We start from the raw sequence: 15,201 nt of genomic DNA, 5'->3' as shown, positions 1-15,201 counted from the left end.
GAAGGAGAGGTCAGGGTGCCTGATACAAACTTATTTTCACTCGCGGGAAAGCGCGCACTGATCACCGGATCGTCGCAGGGGATCGGCTTTGCCCTGGCGCAGGGATTGGCGCGCGCGGGCGCACAGATCGTCCTGAATGGGCGTGATCTGTCCAAGCTGAGCGCTGCGGCTGAGCAGATCGAAGGGGCTGCCACGCTTGCCTTTGACGCCACCGATCATGATGCGGTGCGCGCGGCCATTGACGGGTTCGAGGCCGATCAGGGTGCCATCGACATCCTGATCAACAATGCCGGTATGCAGCACCGCACCCCGCTGGAGGACTTTCCGGCAGACGCGTTTGACAGGTTGTTGCAGACCAATGTGGCCAGCGTGTTTCACGTTGGGCAGGCCTGTGCGCGGCACATGATTGGGCGCAAAGCGGGCAAGATCATCAATATCGCCAGCGTCCAGACGGCCTTGGCCCGCCCGGGCATCGCACCCTACACAGCCACCAAAGGCGCGGTTGCGAACCTGACCAAGGGGATGGCCACCGACTGGGCAAAACACGGGTTGCAATGCAACGCCATTGCGCCGGGCTATTTTGACACCCCGCTCAACGCGGCATTGGTGAGCGACCCCGAGTTCAGCGCCTGGTTGGAAAACCGCACCCCTGCCGGACGCTGGGGCAAGGTCGAGGAACTTGTGGGCGCGGCGGTCTTTTTGGCGTCGGAGGCGTCGAGCTTTGTCAATGGCCATACGCTGTTTGTGGATGGCGGCATTACGGCGTCGCTGTGATGCGTTGTTATGTTCTGATGGGGGTCTCTGGATGCGGAAAATCATCCATTGGCCGTGCGTTGTCGATCACCTGTGATATGACGTTTGTCGACGGTGACGACCTGCATCCACAGGCCAATATCGACAAAATGGCAAGTGGCCTGGTTTTGGACGATGCCGATCGCGCGCCCTGGCTGGAACAGGTCGGGGACGTGCTTGCACAGACTCCGGGCCCGGTTGTTGTCGGGTGCTCTGCGCTTAGGCGATCCTATCGCGACATTATCCGCGCACGCGTGGCCGAACCGGTCCGGTTTCTGCACCTGGATGCGGCCGAACGGGTGATGCTGGCGCGGGTCAGTGCGCGGGCGGGGCATTTCATGCCGCCGTCTTTGCTGCAAAGCCAGTTTGACGCGCTGGAAGGGCTGGCCGCAGGTGAGCTTGGTACGCGGATCAGTATTGCCCGCCCGTTCCCAGCGGTGGTGGGGCAATCAGAATCCTACATTAGGGAGACATTGATATGACACGGAAACTGGCCCTGGTTGGTGCCGGAGCCATGGGGGGTGCCATCGGCACTCGACTTTTGGAGACGGGCAATCAGCTTGCGGTTTTTGACCTCGACCCGGATAAGGTCGCCGCATTGGTCGAGAAAGGCGCAACGGCTGCGGCAAGCGCTGCCGAGGCCGCCAGCGGTGCGGCTGCCACGATCACCAGCCTGAATGCCTCAAAGATCGTGGGTCTGGCGGCCTTTGGCAAAGACGGGATCGCGGAAGGCGCGGATACCGGCGCTTTGATTATCGATATGTCGTCCATCGACCCCGAAGCGACGCGCAAATTTGCCAATATGGCCGATGAGCAAGGGTTGGGATGGGTGGACAGTCCTCTGTCCGGCGGCGCCCCAAAGGCGTTGATCGGAGAGCTGACCTTGATGCTGGGCGGTGCGTCCGATCATGTGGACCGCGCGATGGCAATCCTGTCGGATGTTGCCGCCAATATGACCCATATGGGCGGTCCTGGGGCGGGGCAGACCACCAAGATGATCAACCAGGTGCTTTGTGGGCTAGGATTTCTTGCCGTTGCCGAGGCGACGCAGCTTGCACTGGACGCGGGCGTTGACGCGACCAAGATCCCCGTGGCCCTCAAGGGCGGGCGTGCGGACAGTGCTCTGTTGCAGGAGTATATGCCACGCTTTGCCACCAAAGATTACCGCCGCACGGGGCGGATCGACAACATGGTCAAAGATTTGAACATGGTGAACGATCTTGTGCGGCGCACGGGTACATCGATGCCAATGACGGCGCTCTGCACCGAAATCCACCGGATGCTGACCGCTGCCGGTCTGGGAGGAGAGGATCAGGCCGCGGTGATGGAATTTTTCAGCGGTGCAAAACAGGAGACATCGGAATGATCACGCGCTTTGCTCTTTTTGAGGGGTCCGTGAAGGACGGCCAGACCGCAGCCTTTCGGCAAGCGGTGCAGGACCGGCTTGTTCCGCTTTGGACACAGTTCACTGGCAATCTGGGCGTGCGCGTGATGTTCGGCGAAGACCGCGACGCGGGCGCGCCCGAGTTTCCTTTGATCCTTGCGATATCCTATCCTGATCAGAAAACGATGGAAGAAGCCCTTGAATCTCCAGCCCGTTACCAGTCAAAGGATGTTACCGGTGACATCGTGTCCGAATTCTTTATGGGGAAAATCCACCATCATGTCACCGAACTGAACGCTTATAACGAGTGAGGTTTCATTGAGCGTGCGCGTTACAATGCGGGATATCGCAAAAGAGGCGGGCGTTTCTCCGATGACGGTCTCGCGTGCGCTCAAATCCGATGGCTCGGTCAATGCCAAGACCCGCCAAATGGTTCAGGATGTGGCCGACAAGCTTGGCTATGTTTATGACACCACTGCGCAGGCCTTTCGGGCACAGCGCAGCGGCTTTTTGGCGCTGACACTGCCGTCGATCAACAACGCGAATTTCGCGACGACCCACAAAGCACTGACCGAATCTCTGGCCGAAACCGATCTGCAATTGCTGCAGGGGATCACCAATTACGATGTGGTCCGGGAAGAACAGATGGTGCGTCAACTGCTGGCGCGTCGGCCTGATGCGATGATCCTGACCGGTGGCACCCATACCGATACCACGCGAAGGCTTTTGGAATCAGCCTCGATCCCGGTCTTTGAAATCTGGGACATCCCCGAGGCGCCGATTGGACATGTGATCGGGTTTTCCAACTCGGACGCGATGGGGTTGATTGTTGACCATCTGGCGCAGAGCGGGCGTCAGCGATTGGGTTTTGTTGGCGCGTCAGCGGACACCGACGCACGGGGCCACGAGCGCCGTCTGGGCACGATCAAAGCTGCCCGTGAGCGTGGTTTGGCCGAGGTGCTTGACCTTCAGATCGGACCCGCGCCTGCGACCATGTCTTCTGGCTTGGAACTGGTCATGCGCGAAATCGACCGAATTCGGGGACTTGATGCGCTTGTCTGTGTGTCCGACCCGGTTGCCTTTGGCGCCATGATGGCGCTCGAATGCCTCGGCCTGACAATCCCGGGGGATATCGCGGTGACCGGGTTTGGCAATTTCGAGATTTCGCGCATCAGCCGACCAAGTATCACAACGCTGGATGTGGGCGCGCAAGAGATCGGAACACTGACAGGCAGATGTGCAAACGAGATCCTGTCGGGAATAAGTGCGCAAGACGCGGTAATCGAAACGCTGACTCCGCGTCTGTTGGTGCGCAAAACGACTGGTTAGGTGCAAGCGGTAAACCGAGCGCAGCGGATGCAGCCCCAGTGTCTGCAGCATCCGTCGATTGCTTGCTAAGCTCAGTGGGGGGGGCGGAACTACAAGATGCTGACGGATCTGAAAAGTTCAGGTAGCAGGCGTTGGCTGTGACCGGCCGGACAAAGGCTGAAGCAGAAGATGTCCTAGAAGCGATCTATCCGCTGCTCCTGAGGCACAGTTTGCCAGAACACATCCGGACAGACATAAGACTGGGCTTCGCTGCCGAAGCAATGCAGGAATGGGACTTGTCAGACTAACTTTATTTGAGCAGGGCAGGGGTGTTGCGTAGCGACTGGGAATGACCAAACCTGCCGCCTTCGAGTATTTCAAAACCAGTCCCGAGATCATCCGCCTCGCCATGATGCTGTATATCCGTTTTCCGCTTTCGCTTCGAAATGTGGAAGGCTTATTGCACGAACGGCGGATTGAGGTGAGCCACATTCCGTCCGATATTTGTGGAACCGTTTCGACCCGATGTTTGCCTCGGAGATCAAAAAAAGGCGAGTCGAGCAATTGCCTGCACGCTCAAAATGGAAGTGGCATTTTGACGAGTTTTCGTGAAGGTGAATGGCAAGCTGCATTATCTTTGGCGGGCCGTTGATCACGAAGGTGAGGTGCTGGAAGCCGTTGTTGCCAAACGCCGAAACAAAGCTGTAGCACTGAAATTTCTTAAGAAATTGACGAAACGGCACGGTAAAGCGAAAACCGTTGTCTCAGATCGCTTCGCATCGTGTCGGGCGGTTCTTTGAGAGCTTAGAACTCCCGAAAAACAGCAGACGGGCAGGTGGCTCAATAACCGCGTTGAAAACCCGCACCTCCCGTTCCGGCGACGCGAACGCGCGATGTAGCGTTTCAGGCGCTTGCGAAGTCTACAGAAATCCGCATCCGTCCATTCCTCCGTCTACAACCACTTCAACCGGGAAAGATCGCTGGCCAAACGAGACATCATCAAGCTGACCCGCAGCGCAGCTCTCGCCGAGTGGCGCGAACTCGGTGCGGCATAAAGGGCAGCGCTACCGGCCTGGCTGAGACTCGTTCGAAATTGTCTGACAGCACCTTCTCTGAGCCCTTCAAATGCTTCAGAACGAAGGTACTCATCTATCTTGTCGCGAAACAACTATGTGCCCTTGATTGCCAAATCTAGATGCAACGTGTCTTTGACGACGGGCAAGTAGCGCAATTGGCTTGCATAGTGGTGAGTTGCCAATGAAAGGACTCCCGGTGTTCCGACAGAACGATCAGGAGTCCGGGAAGGCTCAGCCGTGTTGCGTTTCCAGATCACTCGAACGCAAGGGCTTCAGGCGCGGGATCAGCATGGGAACCATCGCCTGGTACGCGCGATACGTATCGCCAAACTCGCGTTCCAGAGACCTTTCTTCGAACCATAGGCCGATCATCACGTAAACCATCATCAGCCCGGCAAAGAGCGCGTGACCAACAGTCATGTGTGGAGTGCCGAACAAGACTAGAATGACGCCAAACTGCATCGGGTGACGCACGAAACGATAAAGCCCGGGCGTTCTGAATTGTGGTTTGGGCATAGGTTGCGATCTGTTCGCGGTCCAAATCTGTCGCAGGCCAAACAACTCGAAATGGTCGATCAGAAAGGTCGAAAGCAAAACCAGAAAGACACCAAGTGCACAGATGCCATAGGTCAGCCAAGCCAAAGCGCCATCAACGATCCAGATCGTTTCGGGCAGCGGGCGCCACTGCCACATGGCCAGGATCAGAAACAGGGCCGATTGCAACACATAGGTGCTGCGTTCTGCATCGGCAGGAATGATCCGCGTCCACCAGGATTTGAACGCCTGTCGCGCCATGAGGCTGTGAAAAAAGCCGAAGAGGAAGATCAACCCGAAATTGATGACGACGGCGACGGGCCAAGCGGATGTGGTCCCATCGTTGATCGCCTTCGGAACAGGCAGTTGCAGGAGAAAGCCGATCATGTACAGAAAGGCCACATTGAAAAGAACATAGGCAACAGCGCCATATAAGATCAGGCCAGGGCGGTTCATAGGTCACGCTCCAATTCATTTTGTTTCAGATGATCCCTGTTTGCCCGAGCCGGATGATGCGATGCTTGATCCTTTCATGGAGGTTTTCTGGTTATTTTCTGAAGACTTGACGATCATGCGGACCATCCGCTGCCAAGGCGCATTGCTTGGGTGCGAAATCAGCGCCATATGGGTGCCGCGATTTGCGTTCACGCTTTACGAAAAAACTGAATTCGCGCAGAATTACCCGGTGAAATATGCATTTGATCAGTACGTTCTGGACGCAAGTCGCCTGCAATTGACGCAGGAAGACGTTCCAATTGCTACCGAGCCGCAAGTGTTTGCGCTGCTTCGACATCTGATTGAAAACCGTGAACGTGTTGTGTCGAAGGATGAGATTTTTTCGGTAATCTGGAAAGGCAGGATCGTTTCAGATGCAGCTCTCAGCAGCCGCGTAAAAGCGGTCAGAGCAGCAATTGGTGATGACGGCGCGCGGCAGGCCTTGGTCCGAACTGTGCACGGGCACGGGTTCCAATTTGTTGGCACGGTCGAGGAAAGGCATGACAAGACCAGCTCTGCAGCGGTTTTATCGCAGCCTTCCATTGCCATCATGGCAACCACAATGGTGCATCCAACAGATGCTCAACGGGCTTTTGGCGAAGGGTTGGAGGACGATATAAGCGCAGCCATTGGCCGGGTGGGAACGATTTATGTCGCGCGTTACTCTGGCCAGAATGACGCAAAGCAAGCCGCCGCAGAATTGGGCGTTCGGTACGTGCTTGGCCTCAAGCTGAGATTTGCGGGGAATGCGTTTCGCCTAAATGCTTCTTTATTGCATGCCGGACGGCAGGCAGAGGTTTGGGCAGATCGTTTTGAAGGGCAGCTTGAAAACCCTTTTGAGGCGCAAGACCTGGTGGTTGCGGCCATTCTGGGCCGCCTCGTCCCGAATATCATGATGGTTGAAGTGCAACGCGCCTTAGCCGAGGCTGACTTGACGGATGCCTATCATGAACTCCTGCGAGCGACACCGCTTTGCATGCGGATGGACGCGGATGACAATCGGCAGGCCGTGGTCCATTTGCGACGTGCATTGGTATCAGATCCCGAACATGCCTTGTCACATGCCATGCTTGCGTGGTGCCTGGGACAACAGGCGATGTCCGACTGGGCCCCTGACGGACCGGCTGCACTTGCAGAGGCGATGGAACATGGCAAAAGCGCACTTGACCTTGCGCCACGCGATGCACTGGTTCTGACTTTCGTAGCCACGGCCGAGGTGGCTGCAGGGCAACATACTGCTTCGCGCCATCACCTTGAGTCGGCCCTTGCGCTGGACCCAAGTCTGGCTTGGGCCTGGGCCATGTTGGGAGCCGTGGAAACCTTTGCTGGGAACATGAACGAAGCAGTCGCAAACTATGAAAGAGCTTTACGTCTTAGCCCGCATGATCCGATGAGGTTTAGCTATTACTTTGGCATTGGCGCCGCCCGATACGGATTGGGCGAATATGAAGATGCCTTATCTCTGCTGGAACAAGGTTACATTGAAGCGCCCGGCTCGACATGGGCGCCGCGATTGATCTTAGCCTGTGCCGCCGAACTTAACCTGACCGACAGGATGCATACCATGGCCGCAAAAGTTCGTAGCGTGAGGCCGGATGCCACTGCCGAGAAACTTGTAGAAGCAAGTGTCGTGAAAGATCAGGCATACCGTGATCGCATGCTCAACTCGTTTCGCAAGGCAGGTTTTTGAAACTCAGATCCCGCGCCGACGGCTCAAGCGACCTTTCTGTTTGGTTGGTAGTGTTTCATGCGCGCAATTCGCGTATCGCCAAATCCACGCAAGAAGACTGTCTCGGCCTCACAGAGCTTGAAATCGTCGATCAGTTCGTCGCGCATCGAGTCGCATACCGTGATCTCCATGGGTTTGGACTGAGCCTGCAAACGCGCGGCCATATTCACCGCAGGGCCAAAGACATCATAGACGTATTTCTGAACACCAACCACTGAGCCGACAACGGAGCCGCTGGCGATGCCGATACGAGCGTGCCATGTGTGCGGGTGCGTTTGATTGCGTCTCTCCAGAAAGCGCATCATTTTGGCTGCGACCCGCGCGGCTGAAAGCGCGTGATCTGGCGTGGAATGCGGTAACCCGGTCACCGCCATATAGCAGTCTCCGATGGTTTTGATCCTCTCGCAGCCGTGATGCTCACCAATCTGATCGAATGCTGTGAAAATTGAGTTCAGTTCGGAAACCGTTACATTCGGATCGCCAGCTGCGGCCATCTTGGTAAACCCGACAAAATCCAGCATGATGACGGTCACAGGCTCGAACAATCGCGGCGTCACACATCCAAATGTCATGAATTCCTCAAAGACCGATTTCGGCATCATATTCAAAAGCAGTTTTTCAACCCGCCGGTTTTCTCGCTCCAACTCGCGGGTGCGCTTATCAACCATGGACGCATAGCTGTCGATCATGGCTTCGGTCTCGCGCAGGCGCGAAATGTTTTGACCTTCAATGACAATCAGCGTGTTGCCCTCGTATTCTGCTTCATGGGCACTGAGTTCAACGACCAGAGTTCGATGTTTGACCTTTGTGCGAACCTCCACCGGTTCCCTGTCTGGCAGGTCTTTCAATGTGAACGATGTACCCAGATTCAAAACTTGACCCTGTACCGCGTCGCTGAACCATGTCTCAAACGTTTGGTTCAGCGAAACGATGACGCCGGTGTCAGCGTCGACGATGCAGATTCCAACATTGATGGAGCCAAGCAGGCTTGCACTAATTTCTTGGATTTGCATGGAACTACCTAACTATCAGCGAACGGCGCGCTTCAACGGCGCATAGCGTTTTGGAAAGATCGTCTGGAGCAAAGCCCGCTTCGGTAAGCGTCTCACTCAAAAGCGCGATAACTTCATCGAATTGCGCGTTTGTTAGGGCCATGTGACGATGTGCACTCACCAGTCGTTGATCTGTGTACTTTGCGGGTCCCCCCAATATCGACGCGAAGAATTTCATCTGGTGATCAATCAATTTGGCCATATCAACGTTGTCGAAGAAAGGACCCACAATATCGCTGTCCAGCACGCGATCATAGAAATTGATGATCACCGAATGCAAAGCCCGCATGCCGCCATATTTGTCAAAAAGCGGGAGTGATCTTTGGTATTCGGTCTGCCCTAGCATGGAATATCTCCTGAGAATGGCTTGCCCGGCGAATTGCCGCCGGGCCGATGGCTGTTCATGCTCTGTGAATGATGATCTCGGCGTATTCTGCTGGAACAATCATGGCCTGAGTATCGGTCGAGTGATTTCGTGCAACTGCGATCAGATCTGCTGCGAGTTGCGGTGCGCGCTCGCCGACGGCGTCGAAGGCTTTGTGCATTGGGCCGTAAATCTCGCGCCACCTTTCCACCCAATCTTGAGGCGAACGCTCACGGAAGGTGAATTGGCGTTTTGTGATTTCGATCTTTCGAGCTTTTGCCCCAAAGAGCTCTTGCAAACGCGCCTCGGTACCCCATTCCAACGGAGAACGAACGCCCGAAACCTGTGGCACATGCCGCCCTATGGTTCGAAAAACTTCGCCAATGAAGCTTTCTGGCGTCCAATTGGCAAGACCGATGGTGCCTCCGCTGCGACAGACGCGCAGCATTTCATCGGCCGCCGCCCGTTGATTGGCCGTAAACATGACGCCAAACGTAGATGTGACGTGATCAAAAGTCGCTCGTTCAAAGGGCAGATCTTCTGCGTCGGCTTCTTGAAATGCAACGGTTAACTGCTCGGCTTTGGCGCGGGCGGCACCCGCGCGCAACAGACTGGTAACATAGTCTGTGGAAACGACGTTGCAGTGTCTCCGCGCTGCAGCCAGGGTGGCGTTGCCGTTTCCGGCAGCAACATCCAGAACGTGGGCGTCGGGTCTCAAATCCATCGCCTCTGCAAGGGTTTCACCAACGATTTGCAAGGTCGTGCCTACGGCGGCGTAGTCACCTGAAGACCATGTAGCGTGTTGTTTTGACTTCACCGCGGCCAGATCTGGTGCGGCGGCAAGTGAGGTGGCTGTATTCATTGTCTGTCTCCATTGATTTTGCTTTCAATGGAACAACTCTTGCCAAAAGTCGGGATTTGAAACTTGCAGAAGACCTGTAGAATGTCTGATGTTTTCTGCAAATTTGTCGGATTCTGGTTGTTTCGATTGAGATCGCTGGATCTCCTCGTCTAAGGTGGCGCCCTGTCAAATTGAGTTCCTCGATTGCCGCTGACAAATGTCTGCTATGCGCGAGCGGCTGCGACGTCCGGATTTAGTGTTCAATGACTGTTTCGGGCCGGTCTCGTATCGCTCGACTATGTTGGTTTGTTACGAGTATTAGGTTTTTGACCTCAGGCTTGCGGACCACGCTTAGATTCGTAAGTTAAGCGCCGACATCAGAGAGGGCATGGAATGAACTGGTCCGAATATCTCGACACACACCAGTCGCGCTTTATCGAAGAATTGTGCGAATTCATTCGTATTCCATCGGTTTCAGCCAAACCCGAGAACGCGGGCGATGTACGGAAGGCCGGGCAGTGGGTCGTTGATCGCTTGGTCGCGGCGGGAATGGAAAACGTCCAGATGATGGAGACTGCAGGCCATCCGGTGGTGTGTGCCGATTGGCTGCATGCCGGGTCCGATGTGCCCACAATCCTGATCTATGGTCATTTTGACGTGCAACCAGCTGAACCGTTCGAGCTCTGGTCCTCGCCTCCGTTCGAGCCGACGATCCGCGGGGATCGGATCTACGGGCGCGGCGCGACTGACGACAAAGGTGCGATGTTTATTCCGATCCTTGCGGTCGAGGCTTTGTTGGCTGAGGCCGGAAAATTGCCAGTCAATGTGCGGTTTTTCTTTGAAGGCCAGGAAGAGATCGGCTCTCCTGACCTGCCACCCTTTATCGAGGCAAATCTCGACCGGCTTCAGGCTGATATGATCTTTTCCGCCGATGGTAGCCAGTGGGATACCGAGACGCCGCAACTGGTTCTGGGTCTTAAAGGGCTCACCTCGCTTGAGATTTCGGTTCAGGGTGCAAAGTCGGATTTGCATTCAGGGATGCATGGCGGCGGGGTCGCAAATCCGGCAATGGCGCTGGCCCAATTGCTGGCCAGCATGAAATCCCCTGACGGTCGGATCACTGTCGATGGTTTCTACGATGATGTTGTTGAGTTGACGGATGAAGACCGCGCGGCAATTGCACGGGTGCCATGGGACGAAGCAGCCTATCTGGCCCAGACAGGCGCTCCGGCGACGCTGGGTGAGCCAGGATACACGACGCGCGAAAATCTCTGGGCGCGTCCAACGCTTGAAGTCAACGGTTTGACCAGCGGTTGGCAGGGCGAAGGCACAAAGACAGTCTTGCCAGCTTTGGCTTCGGCCAAGATAACGTGTCGACTGGTCGCCAATCAGAATCCCGAAAAGATATTCGACCTGATCTCAGCCCATGTCGAAGCTCACTGCCCGCCTGGTGTGACCGCTCAGGTATCGCGCAACCCCGGGCGCGCGGACCCGTTTCTTGTGCCGGCAGGTCACAACGCAACCGCGATCGCGGGACAGGTTCTCGAAGAGGTATACGGCAAACCCGCGTACAAAACCCGTGTCGGTGGTTCGATTCCTGTGATGTCGACCCTGTTGGACGAGCTGGGTTTGCATGCCGTCATGTTTGCTTTCGGACATGAGGATGAAAACCAACACGCCCCGGACGAGTTCTTCCGTCTGCCGACATTCCGACGCGGCCAAACAGCCTACGCACGGTTAATGGAACGGTTGGGTGAATAGGTAGCTGCAGCCTCGTTTTACCCGGTTTCACAGGCTTCCGACATCACTGCGTAGGTGCGGTCAATGACATGCCGCACCTCTGCAAGAAACCGGTCTTCATGATGCGTGACCAGCCACTGATCATGTTCCAGATCATCAATCAAAGGTGACACTGGATTCAGGCGCGGCTGTGTGTTTCCGATAAAGGTGGGCAGAACCGCCTTGGCCAGTCCTGCATTTGCAAGCTCCAGCGCGTTGTGCGGTGCGGTCACTTCGATGGCGTCGTCTTTTTGCGCGTGTGCCTTCAACCATCTGGCCGAAGGTGTGTTGGACATTACCCGTGCCCAGGTCGAAACGCTTTCATCCGTGGCATAGACTGCAAACCGAACCCGCCCGATCTTGCGACCCGCCAGGCCGATCTCCTCTGGCCGGTGGTTTCGAATGCCGATCGCGGCCTCCCGGTGTCCGATCTTCAACACCTCTTCCGACGAGATGAACCGCAACCGAACCGGCATCGACCCGGTAAGCCTTCCAACGGCGCCGATCAAAACCCTTGTCACCCAGGTCCCGGCCGAGATTTTGACCAAAGGTGGCGCGCTGGCGAGGCTGCTTTCGGTGACAGGTATGACACGTGCTTCGATGCTTTCGACCTTTTTCAACAGCGCTAACCCATCTTCGGTCAGGTCATACCCTCGCGGTTTCCGGTGAAACAGCTCGCTTCCCAGGTTGCGCTCCAACTCGATCATGCGCCGGCCCAAGGTGGGTGCGCTCTTGCCTGTCTGTTCGGCAGCTGGCCCAAGACCGCCCGCTCGAGCAACCGCAAGGAAAAGACGCAGGTTATCCCAGTCAAAGTTACATTCATTCATGAAACGAAGATTGCATTCTGTGTTGTTGATGAAAAGGCTGTGATGACGTTTTTTCCTGAGGATCAGTCAGGAGGCCCACAGATGAACTTTCTCGAAACCGAAATTGCACCCCTTGGCATGGGATGCTGGCCGATCGGCGGCAAGATGTATTGGGGCGAACAGTCGCTTGGATACACACGATCAGATGACGGAACTTCCATTCGCACGATCCACGCTGCTTTGGATGGTGGGATCACATTGTTTGACACCGCCGCTGCCTATGGTGCAGGGCATTCGGAACGTTTGTTGGGCAAGGCGCTAAAGCATCGGCCCGACGCCCTGATTGTCACAAAGATCGGGGTTGGGATTGATGAGGCAAGCAAGCAGATATCGTTTGACCCTTTCACTGCGGATCAAGTTGGCCCTGCCGTCGATGGGTGTCTGTCGAGGCTAGAACGTGATCGGATCGATCTTTTGCTGTTGCATGTAAACGATATGCCAGTTGCCCAGGCCGAAGCTGTGTTTGACAGGCTGGAGCAATTGAAAGAAGTCGGGAAACTACGTGCCTACGGTTGGAGCACAGATTATTCCCAAAGCACACTGGCCGTCTCATCCAGGGAGAATTTCAGGGCGGTCGAATACGTGATGAACGTCTTTTTCGACGCACCTCGCATGCAACAGGTTGTCAAAAAGGAGGGGCTTTTGTCCCTTATCCGCTCGCCTCTTGCGATGGGGTTGCTCACCGGCAAGTATGATCGAAAGAGCGTTATGTCGCGAAATGACGTGCGCGCATCCGGCGAAAACTGGATGGAGTACTATACCGATGGAAGGGTAAACCCTGATTTCATGCGAAAACTCGAAGCGGTTCGGGATCTATTGACAACTGATGGTCGGACGCTCGTGCAGGGCGCTCTCGGGTGGATATGGGGCCAATCAGAGACATACGTACCGATTCCGGGCGCGCGGACGGAAGAACAAATTGAGGGCATTTCAGGCGCACTGACTTTTGGTGCCTTGCCGGTTGAAGCGATGAATGAGATTGAAAACTTGATTACGCGCAACCCCAACGAGCCAGACCGCCCTAGGTAGCTTGAAGAACCGCATCAAAACTTCGCACCCGCAGTGAATGCCGGCAACAAGGGTTGCGAACGCGGCATTCCCATTTTCCGATCAAGATCTGCAAAGGGCTGTGAGAGATTTGGCAGGGCAGGGCGCCGCATCACGAAAACGTAGACCGGCGATCGACGGAATAGAGCCCAATGCGTAAATATTGGCAAACCAGACTGTTCCTCCAAATTTGCTGGCAAGAAACTCAATTTCTCGGACGCAATGTCTGTATATATGTTGGATCAACCTTTTCGAACTGCAGGGCGCTAGACTGAGATGAACCCAGTTGAAACCAAGTACGCCAAAAGTGGGGACACTTACATAGCTTACCAGGTGGTCGGTGACGGCGATTTAGATGTAGTCTATGTGCCCGGTTGGGTTTCTCATGTAGAGCTTTGCTGGGAAGAGCCGACGCTTAACCGTTTCCTGTCCCGAATTGCGTCTTTTGCGAGATTGATCATTTTTGACAAGCGGGGAACTGGTCTGTCAGACCGGGTTTCGAACGATCAACTGCCTACGCTAGAAGAACGCGCTGACGATCTGCTTGCGGTTATGGATGCAGCTAATTCTTCGCGCGCGGCGCTGATCGGGTTTTCAGAAGGTGGCAACCTGGCGGCTTTCTTGGCCGCATCACACCCTGAACGCACGGCCGGGCTGATTATGTTTGGCGCATTCGGCAAGCGCATTTGGAGCCCGGACTATCCCTGGGCACCCACTCCGGAAGAACGTCAAAAAGACTACGAGTTCGTCGAACGAGAGTGGGGTAACCTGATGGACCTGGAGCATTATGCGCCCAGCAAGGCCAATGATGAGGCTTTTATGCGACGAACGTGCGCCTACCTAAGGCGAAGCGCCAGTCCCGGTGCGGCTGTAACGCTGCTCAAGATGAATACCGAGATAGACTTGACCAATGTGCTCCCCGCCATCCACGTGCCAACTCTCGTGTTGCACCGCAGTGGTGATCGAGATGCGAATGTAGAAGAAGGGCGTTGGATTGCAGATCGGATTTCAGGCGCCCAGTTCAGGGAGCTGCCCGGTGACGATCATTTTCCGTGGGTTGGAGACTCTGACGCGATCCTTGACGAAATTCAGGCTTTTGTCACCGGTGAGAAACCCAGCCCTCCGAGTGAACGCGTTTTGGCGACGATTTTGTTTACCGATATTGTTGGTTCTACGGATCTAGCCCATCGATTGGGTGATGCCGCGTGGAAAGACCTGCTCAACCAACATGACCAATTGTGTGCTCAGGCCATCACTGAGCATAATGGTCGGCTAGTAAAGGGAACCGGCGACGGACTGCTGGCAACCTTTGACGGTCCTGGAAGGGGTATATCATGCGGAAAGAAAATCGTTACCATAGCTCGTGGTTTGGGGCTTTCTGTCCGCTGTGGCTTGCATACAGGAGAGTGTGAACTGCGTGGCGACGAAATAGCAGGTGTGGCTGTCCATCTGACCGCCCGCGTTTCAGCACTGGCAGGAGCAGATCAATTGCTTGTCTCCCGAACCGTGCGGGACCTTGTTGCCGGTTCAGGCCATACTCTAAGGGATGAGGGAGAGCATAGGCTCAAGGGGTTTTCCGAGAAGTGGTCGATCTATTCCGTTCATCTCTAGACACTCGTTTGTTGTGAATATTCTAAAAAGCCAAAGTCGCAGCGAGCGGCCACGTTGTCGCTTGTTCGTACCCTTCGCAATCCCTAAAACATTTCGGTCGCGGCGAATGTCGGCTATGCGGGTCGCCTCAGGCCCATGCGAAGTTTACAGAAATTCGCCACCGTCCATTCCTCGGTCTACAATCACTGCAACCAGGAAGGTTCGCTCACCAGCAGCGTCATCTTCAAGCAGAAACGCGCTGCCGCTCGTGCCGAGTGGCTTGAACTTGGCGCGGGATAAAGGGCAGTATCACTTGCCCACCAGAGACATGTTCGAATTCGTCT

General features: G+C 55.6%; 15 protein-coding genes and 2 pseudogenes. 11 read left to right on the top strand and 6 right to left on the bottom strand.

Annotated elements, in window-relative coordinates; translation table 11 throughout:
* Positions 1 to 15 precede the first annotated feature (15 nt).
* The 6 genes and pseudogenes from GOW40_RS03805 (at position 16) to GOW40_RS22420 (ending at position 4,539) form a co-directional block, all read left to right on the top strand.
* The gene (locus tag GOW40_RS03805) at positions 16 to 774 is read left to right on the top strand and encodes an SDR family oxidoreductase (protein WP_371731802.1); all 759 of its coding nucleotides are present in this window, start codon (positions 16 to 18) and stop codon (positions 772 to 774) included.
* Positions 774 to 1,274 carry a gluconokinase gene (locus GOW40_RS03800; protein ID WP_171128418.1) on the top strand — a complete coding sequence of 167 codons (501 nt, stop codon included), beginning with the start codon at positions 774 to 776 and terminating at the stop codon, positions 1,272 to 1,274. Before GOW40_RS03805 ends, GOW40_RS03800 begins: the two co-directional genes overlap by 1 nt.
* Positions 1,271 to 2,158: an NAD(P)-dependent oxidoreductase gene (locus GOW40_RS03795; RefSeq protein WP_171128420.1), complete on the top strand. Its 888-nt coding sequence runs from the start codon at positions 1,271 to 1,273 to the stop codon at positions 2,156 to 2,158. The genes GOW40_RS03800 and GOW40_RS03795 overlap by 4 nt, the downstream gene beginning before the upstream one ends.
* Positions 2,155 to 2,487 (top strand): hypothetical protein, encoded by a 333-nt coding sequence (locus tag GOW40_RS03790; RefSeq protein WP_171128422.1) that lies wholly within the window; start codon positions 2,155 to 2,157, stop codon positions 2,485 to 2,487. The genes GOW40_RS03795 and GOW40_RS03790 overlap by 4 nt, the downstream gene beginning before the upstream one ends.
* Before the next feature lie 25 nt (positions 2,488 to 2,512).
* Positions 2,513 to 3,505 carry a substrate-binding domain-containing protein gene (locus GOW40_RS03785; protein ID WP_171230870.1) on the top strand — a complete coding sequence of 331 codons (993 nt, stop codon included), beginning with the start codon at positions 2,513 to 2,515 and terminating at the stop codon, positions 3,503 to 3,505.
* A gap of 328 nt (positions 3,506 to 3,833) precedes the next feature.
* Positions 3,834 to 4,539 (top strand): annotated as a pseudogene (locus GOW40_RS22420) (IS6 family transposase).
* A gap of 252 nt (positions 4,540 to 4,791) precedes the next feature.
* Here GOW40_RS22420 and mddA read toward each other — a convergent pair.
* Both mddA and GOW40_RS03770 read right to left on the bottom strand, forming a co-directional pair.
* Positions 4,792 to 5,550, bottom strand: coding sequence for a methanethiol S-methyltransferase (gene mddA / locus GOW40_RS03775; protein WP_171136533.1), 759 nt, complete (start codon positions 5,548 to 5,550; stop codon positions 4,792 to 4,794).
* A gap of 15 nt (positions 5,551 to 5,565) precedes the next feature.
* Positions 5,566 to 5,718 (bottom strand): hypothetical protein, encoded by a 153-nt coding sequence (locus GOW40_RS03770; RefSeq protein ID WP_171230869.1) that lies wholly within the window; start codon positions 5,716 to 5,718, stop codon positions 5,566 to 5,568.
* 61 nt (positions 5,719 to 5,779) lie between these two features.
* Here GOW40_RS03770 and GOW40_RS03765 point away from each other — a divergent pair, with 61 nt between their 5' ends.
* The gene (locus GOW40_RS03765; RefSeq protein WP_171230868.1) at positions 5,780 to 7,279 is read left to right on the top strand and encodes a winged helix-turn-helix domain-containing protein; all 1,500 of its coding nucleotides are present in this window, start codon (positions 5,780 to 5,782) and stop codon (positions 7,277 to 7,279) included.
* Positions 7,280 to 7,302: 23 nt separating this feature from the next.
* Here the strand turns inward: GOW40_RS03765 and GOW40_RS03760 are convergent, their stop codons facing one another.
* The 3 genes from GOW40_RS03760 to GOW40_RS03750 are packed head-to-tail and all read right to left on the bottom strand — an operon-like array spanning position 7,303 to position 9,596.
* Positions 7,303 to 8,331 carry an adenylate/guanylate cyclase domain-containing protein gene (locus GOW40_RS03760; RefSeq protein WP_171128431.1) on the bottom strand — a complete coding sequence of 343 codons (1,029 nt, stop codon included), beginning with the start codon at positions 8,329 to 8,331 and terminating at the stop codon, positions 7,303 to 7,305.
* 4 nt (positions 8,332 to 8,335) lie between these two features.
* A complete protein-coding gene (locus tag GOW40_RS03755) occupies positions 8,336 to 8,815 on the bottom strand; it encodes a group 1 truncated hemoglobin (RefSeq protein WP_217352227.1) in 480 nt (159 codons plus the stop codon).
* Positions 8,772 to 9,596: a class I SAM-dependent methyltransferase gene (locus GOW40_RS03750; RefSeq protein WP_171128435.1), complete on the bottom strand. Its 825-nt coding sequence runs from the start codon at positions 9,594 to 9,596 to the stop codon at positions 8,772 to 8,774. Before GOW40_RS03750 ends, GOW40_RS03755 begins: the two co-directional genes overlap by 44 nt.
* A gap of 372 nt (positions 9,597 to 9,968) precedes the next feature.
* On the opposite strand from GOW40_RS03750, the gene GOW40_RS03745 reads away from it, so the two are divergent.
* Positions 9,969 to 11,336, top strand: a complete 1,368-nt coding sequence (locus tag GOW40_RS03745) for a dipeptidase (RefSeq protein ID WP_171128437.1) — start codon at positions 9,969 to 9,971, stop codon at positions 11,334 to 11,336.
* A 17-nt stretch (positions 11,337 to 11,353) separates the two neighbouring features.
* On the opposite strand, the gene GOW40_RS03740 is transcribed toward GOW40_RS03745, so the two are convergent.
* Positions 11,354 to 12,181: a LysR family transcriptional regulator gene (locus GOW40_RS03740; RefSeq protein ID WP_171128438.1), complete on the bottom strand. Its 828-nt coding sequence runs from the start codon at positions 12,179 to 12,181 to the stop codon at positions 11,354 to 11,356.
* An 81-nt stretch (positions 12,182 to 12,262) separates the two neighbouring features.
* Between GOW40_RS03740 and GOW40_RS03735 the strand changes: the two genes are divergently transcribed.
* The 3 genes and pseudogenes from GOW40_RS03735 to GOW40_RS22105 form a co-directional block, all read left to right on the top strand.
* On the top strand, positions 12,263 to 13,249 hold the full coding sequence (locus GOW40_RS03735; protein ID WP_171136532.1) for an aldo/keto reductase: 987 nt from the start codon (positions 12,263 to 12,265) through the stop codon (positions 13,247 to 13,249).
* Positions 13,250 to 13,543: 294 nt separating this feature from the next.
* Positions 13,544 to 14,878: an adenylate/guanylate cyclase domain-containing protein gene (locus GOW40_RS03730; protein ID WP_171128440.1), complete on the top strand. Its 1,335-nt coding sequence runs from the start codon at positions 13,544 to 13,546 to the stop codon at positions 14,876 to 14,878.
* Between the two features lie 123 nt (positions 14,879 to 15,001).
* Positions 15,002 to 15,157 (top strand): annotated as a pseudogene (locus tag GOW40_RS22105) (IS6 family transposase); the annotation flags it as partial.
* Between the last annotated feature and the right edge of the window lie 44 nt (positions 15,158 to 15,201).

The sequence above is a fragment of the Ruegeria sp. HKCCA6707 genome, assembly GCF_013033515.1.
In the GTDB taxonomy this organism is placed as follows: domain Bacteria; phylum Pseudomonadota; class Alphaproteobacteria; order Rhodobacterales; family Rhodobacteraceae; genus Ruegeria.
Note: the sequence above shows the minus strand (reverse complement) of the source record. Positions and strands in the feature narration are given on the sequence as shown.